Origin of the sequence: Pseudoflavonifractor phocaeensis, from assembly GCF_016901955.1 — a bacterium.
In the GTDB taxonomy this organism is placed as follows: domain Bacteria; phylum Bacillota; class Clostridia; order Oscillospirales; family Oscillospiraceae; genus Flavonifractor; species Flavonifractor phocaeensis_A.
The window spans coordinates 1-9,313 of sequence record NZ_JACJLC010000100.1 but is presented as its reverse complement, the minus strand read 5'-3'; the positions used below and the strand labels follow the sequence as shown (position 1 = coordinate 9,313).

At 55.5% G+C, this 9,313-nt stretch carries 8 protein-coding genes; 3 read left to right on the top strand and 5 right to left on the bottom strand.

Going from position 1 to position 9,313, the window contains the following annotated elements; all coding sequences use genetic code 11:
- Positions 1-225 precede the first annotated feature (225 nt).
- The 5 genes from H6B51_RS14985 to H6B51_RS14965 all read right to left on the bottom strand — a co-directional run bounded on the left by H6B51_RS14985 (position 226) and on the right by H6B51_RS14965 (position 4,684).
- Positions 226-1,374: an acyl-CoA dehydrogenase gene (locus H6B51_RS14985; RefSeq protein WP_204884453.1), complete on the bottom strand. Its 1,149-nt coding sequence runs from the start codon at positions 1,372-1,374 to the stop codon at positions 226-228.
- 41 nt (positions 1,375-1,415) lie between these two features.
- Positions 1,416-2,195, bottom strand: a complete 780-nt coding sequence (locus H6B51_RS14980; protein WP_204884452.1) for an enoyl-CoA hydratase-related protein — start codon at positions 2,193-2,195, stop codon at positions 1,416-1,418.
- A gap of 12 nt (positions 2,196-2,207) precedes the next feature.
- The gene (locus H6B51_RS14975; RefSeq protein WP_335342182.1) at positions 2,208-3,050 is read right to left on the bottom strand and encodes a 3-hydroxyacyl-CoA dehydrogenase family protein; all 843 of its coding nucleotides are present in this window, start codon (positions 3,048-3,050) and stop codon (positions 2,208-2,210) included.
- A 21-nt stretch (positions 3,051-3,071) separates the two neighbouring features.
- Positions 3,072-4,274 (bottom strand): thiolase family protein, encoded by a 1,203-nt coding sequence (locus tag H6B51_RS14970; RefSeq protein ID WP_204884450.1) that lies wholly within the window; start codon positions 4,272-4,274, stop codon positions 3,072-3,074.
- A 92-nt stretch (positions 4,275-4,366) separates the two neighbouring features.
- A complete protein-coding gene (locus H6B51_RS14965) occupies positions 4,367-4,684 on the bottom strand; it encodes a NifU family protein (RefSeq protein ID WP_204884449.1) in 318 nt (105 codons plus the stop codon).
- A gap of 199 nt (positions 4,685-4,883) precedes the next feature.
- Between H6B51_RS14965 and H6B51_RS14960 the strand changes: the two genes are divergently transcribed.
- From H6B51_RS14960 to H6B51_RS14950, 3 genes are all read left to right on the top strand, one after another.
- Positions 4,884-6,278, top strand: coding sequence for a sigma-54 interaction domain-containing protein (locus tag H6B51_RS14960; protein WP_204884448.1), 1,395 nt, complete (start codon positions 4,884-4,886; stop codon positions 6,276-6,278).
- A gap of 174 nt (positions 6,279-6,452) precedes the next feature.
- Positions 6,453-7,646, top strand: coding sequence for a CaiB/BaiF CoA transferase family protein (locus H6B51_RS14955; RefSeq protein ID WP_204884447.1), 1,194 nt, complete (start codon positions 6,453-6,455; stop codon positions 7,644-7,646).
- A gap of 27 nt (positions 7,647-7,673) precedes the next feature.
- A complete protein-coding gene (locus H6B51_RS14950; RefSeq protein ID WP_204884446.1) occupies positions 7,674-9,116 on the top strand; it encodes a 4-hydroxyphenylacetate 3-hydroxylase family protein in 1,443 nt (480 codons plus the stop codon).
- Positions 9,117-9,313 lie beyond the last annotated feature (197 nt).

The window sequence follows — 9,313 nt, the reverse complement described above, 5'->3', positions numbered from 1 at the left end:
CTACTGCTTAGGCTTTTAGCATAACTTCATTTTTCGCCCGCTTTTAGGGGGCGTGGTCTTATGCGCTCTTTTTCGGAATGGTACTTAAATCACAATGTTTCAACCTTCTTCCTCCTAGAATTGACGGATATAGATTCTGCCAATAGCAGAGGACGGAAAACTACGAAAAGCTTTCCGCCCTCTGCTTATCGGTGAGAAATGCGGGGGGAATTGCAGATGTAAAACTTACTTCAGATTCATGGAGCCGGAGATGACCATCTTCATGACTTCGGAAGTGCCCTCATAAATCTCGGTGATCTTGGCGTCGCGCATCATGCGCTCCACAGAGTACTCCCGGGCGAAGCCGTATCCGCCCAGCAGCTGAACGCAGCCACGGGTTACCTGATTGGCTACGTCGGAGGCCGTGAGCTTGGCCATGGCGGCATACACATTATAAGGCTGGCCATTGTCCTTGGCCACGGCAGCCCGGTAGGTCAGCAACCGAGCGGCATCAATCATGGTCTGCATCTCGGCCAGCTTGAACTGGGTGTTCTGGAAGGCGGCGATGGGACGGCCAAACTGAACACGCTCCTTGACATAGCGAACGGCCTCATTGAGGGCGCCCTGCGCAATACCCACTGCCTGGGCGGCAATGCCGATCCGGCCGCCGTCCAGTGCCTTCATGGCGATCTTGAAGCCCTTGCCTTCCACGCCTCCCAGCAGGTTCTCAGCGGGGACGCGGACGTTTTCATACACTACGGCAGCATTGGAGGCTGCACGGATACCCATACGGGGAATATCGGGGGTGACGGTCAGGCCGGGGGTGTTACGATCCACCAGGAAGGCGGACATGCCCTTGGATGCAGGAACGCTCTTGTCGGTGAGCGCAAAGACCAGGAACGTGTCGGCAAAACCGGAGTTGGTGGTGAAGATCTTCTCGCCGTTGATGACGTATTCGTCACCCTCCTTCACGGCAGTGGTGCGGGCGCTGGAGACATCGGAGCCGGCACCCGGCTCGGTCAGGCTGAAGCAGCCAATCTTGGTGCCGTTGGCCAGGGGGCGCAGCCATTTTTCCTTCTGCTCCTCAGTGCCGAACTGGTCGATGCTAGAGGCGCACAGGGAGGTATGGACCGAAATGGTAACGCCGGTGCTGGCGTCAGCCTTAGACATTTCCTCCATGCACAGCACATAGGACAGCACATCGGAACCGGCGCCGCCGTACTTCTCATCGAAGGGGATACCGAAGAAACCGCAGTCCTTCATCTCCTGCAGCAGACCCATGTCGTACTTCTCGTTTTCGTCCATCTCCCGGGCCAGAGGCTTAACCTTCTCCTCGGCAAACTTGCGGTACAGATCCTGGAGATCCAGATATTCCTGAGGCAGAGTAAAGTCCATCATTGTCGTTATTCCTTTCTGATATGTAGTATTGATATTGATTACTTACCCTGGAAGACGGCGGCCCGCTTCTCCAGGAAGGCGGACATGCCCTCCACACGGTCCTTTGCCTGGAAACAGGTGGTATAGGCCTCCGCCTCATAGGCGATGCCGGAGCGCATATCGGTATCTTCCGCCGTGTTAACGGCACATTTGGCCATACGGATGGCCACGGGCGCCTTGGAGAGGATCAGGTCGGCCACACGTTTGGCCTCGTTCATCAGTTCCTCGGGAGCCACCACCTTCTGGACCAGGCCGATGCGCAGAGCCTCCTGGGCGGAGATGTGCTCGCCGGTCATAATCAGGTACTTGGCCATGCCCTTGCCAATGAGGCGGGGCAGGCGCTGGGTGCCACCAAAGCCGGGAATAATGCCCAAGTTAACTTCGGGCTGGCCAAACTTGGCCTTTTCAGAAGCAATACGGATGTCACAGGCCATGGCCAGCTCGCAGCCACCGCCTAGGGCAAAGCCGTTCACAGCAGCGATCACCGGCTGGCGCATATTTTCTATATAGTCCATCAGCCGCTGGCCGAACATGGTGAAGTCCCGACCGTCCAAAACTTCCAGATCCCGCATGGTTCCGATATCAGCGCCTGCAACAAAAGAGCGGCCGGAACCAGTGAGAATGACACATTCGATGCCGTGATCGTCGTTGATCTTCTGGAAGCAGTCCAGCAGTTCGCCAATGACAACCTCGTTGAGCGCGTTGAGGGCCTCGGGGCGGTTAACGGTAACATAGGCCAGCTTGCCGTCGGCCTGATACTGTACGTAATTGTAATCCATGTCCATCCTCCCTTAATATTTGAAGAAGCCTTCGCCGGTCTTTTTACCCAGCTTGCCGGCACGGACCATTTTCTTCAGCAGAGGGGCAGGGCGGTATTTGCTGTCGCCATACTCCCGATACAGCACTTCCATCACGGCCAGCAGCACGTCCAGGCCAATGAGGTCGGTAAGCGCCAGGGGACCCATGGGGTGGTTGCAGCCAAACTTCATGCCGTTGTCGATGTCCTCGGCTGTGCCTACGCCTTCCTCCAGCAGGAAAATAGCCTCGTTCAGCATGGGATCCAGGATCCGGTTAACAATGAAGCCAGCCTTATCCACGGCCACCACAGTGACCTTGCCCATCTGCTTGCCCACTTCCAGAATCGTGTCGATGGTCTCCTGGCTGGTCAGGTAACCCTTTACCACTTCCAGCAGCTTCATCACGGGGGCAGGGTTGAAGAAGTGCATACCGATGACCTTGTCAGGCCGGCTGGTGGCGGAGGCAATTTCCGTCAGGGAAATGGAGGAGGTATTGGAGGCCAGGATCACGTCGGGAGTCGCCAATTTATCCAGCGCCGAAAAGAGTTCCTTCTTCAGGCCTACGTCCTCGACAGCGGCCTCCACGACCAGGTCCGCCTGAGCCACATCCGCCAGATCCTCTACCACCTTGACGGCATCCACGGCAAAATCGTGCTTTTCCTGGTCCAGCTTGCCCTTGGCCAGCAGCTTGTCCAGACTGGCCTTCATGCGCTGGGCAGACTTCTCAGCCACACCGGGGAAGGCATCATACAGCAGGACGGAATAGCCGGAAACGGCTGCCACCTGGGCAATGCCGGAACCCATCTGACCGGCGCCTACTACGCCGATGGTCTTGATCTCCTTCATGACAAAACCTCCTTAAATCCGCTCAACCAGAGTGGCAATACCCTGGCCGCCGCCGATGCACAGGCTGACCACGCCATACCTGGCGTTGCGACGCTCCAGTTCGGCCATAATCGTCATGACCAGACGGGCGCCGGTGGCGCCCACGGGGTGACCCAGAGCGATGGCGCCGCCATTGACGTTGACCTTCTCCATGTCCAGCCCCAGGTCCTTGATGCAGCCCAGCGCCTGGGCGGCAAAGGCCTCATTCAGCTCCCACAGGTCGATGTCCTCTTTCTTCAGCCCGGTCTTTTGGAGCAGCTTCTGCACGGCGTACACAGGGGCATAGCCCATGATAGAGGGATCCACGCCGGCGGATGCAAAGCCGCGAATGGCACACTTGGGCTGCAGGCCCCGCTCTCTGGCCTTTTCCAGACTCATCATGACCACGGCCACGCCTTCATCGTTGCAGGGGGAGGCATTGCCGGCTGTAACGGTGCCGGTGCCATCCAGCAGGAAGCAGGGCTTCAGCTTCTGGAAGTCCTCCAGCTTGGCGCCGAAACGGACAGTCTCATCAGCGTCGAAAACCACGGTGCCTTTCCGGCCCTTAATCTCCACGGGCACAATGTCGTCCTTGAACTTGCCGGCTTTGATGGCGGCCTCCGCTTTCTGGTGGCTGGCCAGGGCGAACTCGTCCATCTGTTCCCGGGTGATGCCGCACTTCTTGGCCACATTTTCGGCAGTGATGCCCATGTGGTAGTGCATGAAGGGATCCACCAGACCATCATACAGCATACCGTCCTGCAGAACGGTGGGACCCATCTTGGAGCCAAAGCGGTGCTCAATGGACAGATAGGGGATACGGCTCATGGTGTCGCAACCGCCGCTGATGTAGATATCGCCCTCACCCAGCATGATCTGCTGGGCGGTAATGTTGATGGCCTTCAGACCAGTGCCGCAGTTCTTGTTCACGGTCCAGGCGGGAGTCTCCACGGGGCAGCCGGCGCCCAGGGCCACCTGGCGGGCAGAGTTGGCGCCGATACCGGCCTGGAAGTGGGTGCCGAAGATGACCTCGTCCACCATATCGCCGGTGATACCGGCCCGCTTCATGGCTTCCTTGGCGCAGATAGCGCCCAGCTCGGGACAGTTGATGCCGCTCAGAGAACCTCCGAATTTACCGGTACCGGTGCGGGCTCCGCTGACGACGACAGGGGTGCGCCCTTCTTCAATATGATACATACAGATCCTCCTAACTGATATTTTGGTACGGATGGCTGTTCACGGTGCTGTACAAAACGTTCGCCCTGCTTTATTGCAAAAGCCGTGCCAACTTATTCAGCACGGAAGTCGCCAGACAGTACGCGCTTTGCCAAGGCCACCATTTCATTGTCCATATCGGTGTCCACCACCACATCCCGCAGTGCGGGAAACCGCTCCAGAAGGGGGCCTTTGATGACTTCTTCCGTGGTCAGCCAGGCAGACGGACAGCCGCAGCATTGCCCCGTCAGCCGGAAATACAGCACATGATCCTCTATTTTTAATAAAGTAAGCCCGCCTCCGTGGCCGTGCAGCATGGGAGAAATCTCCTGATCCACTACCTGCTGAATTTCTTCCAGAGAGGGATCTTTCTTTTCCTTGTTTTGCATCATCTCACACTCCTTTACTGAAATAAGCAGCAAGTGCAATGCCAAGAGTTCAAACTATTCACCGCTGAATCTTGATTCATTACAGAATCATTTTTTAACAGGGTTGATTCATCTGTGAAAAAATTTTGGCGCATCCAAGGAAAATGTGATATGATAAAGTCAACGCTATCATTTTGCCGCGCTGCGACAAGGAGGAAATGTAATGATTCATTCTCCATCCACGCATCTGACTACCGAAGCCTGGGAGCATATCATCAACACCTTTCAAAATGGCATCTATATTACCAATGCGGAAGGTCTTACCCTTGCGGTCAACTCCGCCTATGAGAAAATTACCGGCATTTCCGCTCAACAGGTCATTGGGCGCTATATCGACGATATCGTCCGGGAGGGCATTCTATCCACCTCTATTACCAAAGACGTGGTGGCGACTGGACAAGAGGTCATCCGGGAGCAGCGGGTGCAGAGCGGAAAATATGTGGTTCTGCGGGGTGTCCCTATTTATAAAGAAAACCAGATCGACCTGGTGGTCACTTCCGTACAGGACATTACAGTAATCAACCGTCTGCAGACTGAGCTGTCCCATAGCCGGGCGCTGGCCACACAATATAAAGAACGGCTGACTGAACTGGAGGGCAGCGATACCTTTGTGGCGGAAAGCACGGAATTTCGAGCCGCCATTGCGTTGGCTCAGCGGGTAGCCAAAGTTGGCTCTACGGTACTGATTCTGGGAGAATCGGGAACCGGTAAGGAGGTGCTGGCCAGGGAGATCCACGAAAAGAGCCCCCGCCATGACCAGCTTTTCCTGAAAATCAACTGCGGCGCTATCCCGGAGAATCTTTTGGAAGCAGAGCTTTTCGGGTATGAAGGAGGCGCGTTTACCGGGGCAAAGCGGAACGGTCATGTGGGCCTGTTTGAAGAGGCCAGCAACGGCACCCTCTTTTTGGACGAGATCGGAGATATGCCCCTGCATCTGCAGGTCAAGCTGCTGCGGGTCCTGCAGGAACGGACGGTAACTCGGATTGGATCTACCAAAGCCATCTCGGTCAATACCAGGGTGATCGCCGCAACCAATCAGGACCTGGAACAGATGGTAAAGGAAAAAAAGTTCCGGGAAGACTTGTATTACCGCCTTAACATTGTGGTAATCAAGTCTCCGCCGCTGCGGGAGCGGAAAAAGGACATCCCAGGCTTAATTCATTTCTTTGTCCGCAAGCTCAATGAGAAGTATGAGTTGAACAAGCAACTTGCACCGGAGCTGATCGGTGCATTTATGGAGTATGACTGGCCGGGGAATGTGCGGGAACTGGAGAATATGATTGAACGCATCCTTGTCACCAGCAGCGAGGATGTAATCTCGCTGGAAAACGCCCATTTGCCCTGGATAATTGTAGGCCCCTCTCTGTCCGCTCAGGAGGTCGCCAGACCGTTTGAGGAGATTACGCTAAAGGAGGCCTTTGACCGGGTGGAGCGGCAGATGCTTCAGGAGGCGGTCAAGCGCTTTCATACCACCTACCAGGTGGCGGAGGCCCTACAAATCAGTCAGCCATCCGTTTCCCGAAAGCTCAAAAAATACGGCCTCACCCTGAAGAAATGATTCATCAATGAATTTTGATGCACAGAAGAATAGAAAAAAGCACGGTTTTGATTCTCGAGTGAATCAAAGCCGTGCTTTTTGTGTAAATAGCCTCATTTTAACTTGGCATATCACTTGCAATAAGTAAAAGTGCTGTACAAAAACCACACCATTCGCGAAAGGAGAGGTCATTCCATGTGTGGGGCATATGCTCTGCAAGGGCTAAAAATCCTGGACTTTACTCGGGTCTACTCCGGTCCATATTGCACCATGCTGCTGGCAGATTTGGGCGCTGATGTAATTAAGGTGGAGGCTGTAGGTCACGGAGATGATACCAGAAGCTTTTATCCGATTAAAAACGGAGAGAGCGGCTACTTTACTTACCTGAACCGCAGCAAGAGAAGCATCACCCTGAATCTGAAATCTGAGGAGGGAAAACGAATCGCGCTGGAGCTAATCCAGTGGGCGGACGTGGTGGTGGAAAACTTTTCTGCTGGCACCATTAAAAAGCTGGGGCTGGGCTATGAAGAGGCACGGAAAGTCAATCCAAAGATCGTATATGCCTCTATTTCCGGCTTTGGTCAGTCGGGACCCTACAGCAGGAAGGCAGCCTATGACGCAGTGGCCCAGGCCATGGGTGGCATGACCTATCTCACCGGCTATCCCGAGGGTGAGCCAGTAAAGGTTGGCCCCGCTATTTCCGATGCCGCCACCGGCGTTCACACTGCGGTGGCCATCCTGGCGGCGCTGCACTACCGGGCGCGTACCGGGGAGGGGCAGTATATCGACATGGCCATGATGGATACCGTGTTTTCCATGCTGGAAAACTCCGTTCCCATTATGACCATGCTGGGTGAAAATCCTCAGCGCATCGGCAACGCCAATCCAGGCTCCGCACCCTATAATATGTACCACACCTCCGACGGCAGCGTGTTTATTGCTACCGCCAACGACTCACTGTTTACCAGATTGATCAACGTCATGGGACAGCCCGATCTGATCCAAGACCCCAGGTTCAACAGCAATCCCAACCGTAAGCTCCACGAAAAGGAGATAGACCCCATTGTGGAGCAGTGGACCTTACAGCACACCACTGCGGAGGTGGAGGCCATGCTGGATGAGGTGGGTGTGCCTGTGGCGTCGGCCAAGTCGGTGGCTCAGCTGGTTGACGATCCCCAGCTCCAACACCGCAATATGCTCATCGAGCAGGAAGTCCCCGGCGTGGGTGTGGTCAAGTACCCGGGTAACCCCCTCAAGCTGCAGCTTACACCGCCGGACACCTCTCGCCGGGCTCCCATGCTGGGTGAGCACACCGATGAGATTCTGAAAGAGCTTCTGCACTACGACGAGGAGCAGATCCAGCAGCTCCGAACTCAAAAGGCAATTTAAAAATTTTTTGAATGGAGGAATCCCACCATGATGAACGGAACTGAGTATCGCGAAAGCCTGAAGAAACTGCACCCCATTATCTACTGCAATGGCCGGCGGATTGAGAACGTGGTTGACGACCCCATGACCGCGCCCCACGTCAACTCTGCCGCAGTAACCTACGATCTGGCCTTCGACCCTGAGTACGAGGACCTGATGACCGCCACCTCCTGCTTCACCGGCAAGAAGATCAATCGCTTCACTCACGTCCACCAGAGCACCGAGGACCTGGTGAAGAAGGTCAAGATGATGCGTATGATCGGTCAGAAGACCGGCACCTGCTTCCAGCGCTGCGTTGGCTTTGACGCAATGAACGCCTCTTTCATTACCACCTATAAAATCGACAAGAAGTACGGCACCAATTATCATGAGCGTCTCATCAAGTATATGACCTACGTCCAGGACAGCGACATCATGGTAGCTGGCTCCATGACCGATCCCAAGGGCGACCGCAGCAAGAAGCCTTCTCAGCAGGCTGATCCCGACCTGTTTGTCCATGTGGTGGAGCGCAGAGAGGACGGTATTGTTGTCCGAGGCGCCAAAGCCCACCAGACCGGCATGGTCAACTCCCACGAGATGCTGATCCTCCCCACTACCAACCTGGGCCCTGACGATAAGGACTATGCTGTGGCTGCCGCTATCCCTGTGGATGCCCCCGGCGTGATTCACTTCTTTGGCCGGCAGACCAATGAAAACCGCCGCCTGGAGGGTGATATCGACTGCGGCAATCCGGAGTATGCCATTGTGGGCGGCGAGACCCTGACGGTGCTCAATGATGTGTTTGTACCCTGGGATCGCGTGTTTATGTGCGGTGAGTACGACCTGGCTCAGGAGTTTGTAGAGACCTTCGCGTCCTACCACCGTCAGAACTACGGCGGCTGTAAGGTGGGTGTGGCCGACGTGATCATCGGTGCCGCTGCGGCCATGGCCGAGTATAACGGCTGCCCCAAGGCCTCCCACATCAAGGATAAGCTGGTGGAGATGGTGCATCTGTCCGAGACCATGCACTGCTGCTCCATTGCCTGCTCTGCCATGGGTCACAAGACTGAGGCGGGCAGCTACTATGTGGATACCCTGCTGGCCAACACCGTGAAGCTGAACTGTACCCGCACTATGTATGAAATCTCCCGCCTGGCCCACGATATCGCCGGCGGCTTCATCGCAACCCTGCCCTATGAGGCGGACTACCGCTCTGATATCGGCCACGACTACATCGACAAGTATTTTGCCGGAGACGCCCGCTTTAAGACCGAGGATCGTATTCGTATGGCTCGCCTCTTGGAGAACATGACTGGCGGTACCGCTCTTGCTGAGTCCATGCACGGCGCCGGCTCTCCCCAGGCTATGCGCGTCATGATTCAGCGGCAGACCAACTGGGAGCAGAAGAAGAATTACGCCAAGAAGCTGGCTAAGATTGACGTGACGGAATGAGAGTCCGGTTAAAGCTCCCGTCCTTTGGGACATGGCTGCTAATCCGACTGATCCGCCGTAAACGTCGCCGGGGCTAGACATTAAAGGAGTTTTAGTGTGAAAGCAGGTAACGGTTCAGGACAGATGAAAAAGGGTGCACGAAACCGGCCCTGCCAACATCGAAGTTTTCAGGGCAAAAGGCAAAAGAGAAGAAGCTG

What these genes read in the sequence shown, in the direction of transcription:
- H6B51_RS14970 (WP_204884450.1), bottom strand. Translation starts at nt 4,274, where the DNA reads ATGTATCATATTGAAGAAGGGCGCACCCCTGTCGTCGTCAGCGGAGCC.
- H6B51_RS14985 (WP_204884453.1), bottom strand. Translation starts at nt 1,374, where the DNA reads ATGGACTTTACTCTGCCTCAGGAATATCTGGATCTCCAGGATCTGTAC.
- H6B51_RS14965 (WP_204884449.1), bottom strand. Translation starts at nt 4,684, where the DNA reads ATGATGCAAAACAAGGAAAAGAAAGATCCCTCTCTGGAAGAAATTCAG.
- H6B51_RS14955 (WP_204884447.1), top strand. Translation starts at nt 6,453, where the DNA reads ATGTGTGGGGCATATGCTCTGCAAGGGCTAAAAATCCTGGACTTTACT.
- H6B51_RS14950 (WP_204884446.1), top strand. Translation starts at nt 7,674, where the DNA reads ATGATGAACGGAACTGAGTATCGCGAAAGCCTGAAGAAACTGCACCCC.
- H6B51_RS14980 (WP_204884452.1), bottom strand. Translation starts at nt 2,195, where the DNA reads ATGGATTACAATTACGTACAGTATCAGGCCGACGGCAAGCTGGCCTAT.
- H6B51_RS14960 (WP_204884448.1), top strand. Translation starts at nt 4,884, where the DNA reads ATGATTCATTCTCCATCCACGCATCTGACTACCGAAGCCTGGGAGCAT.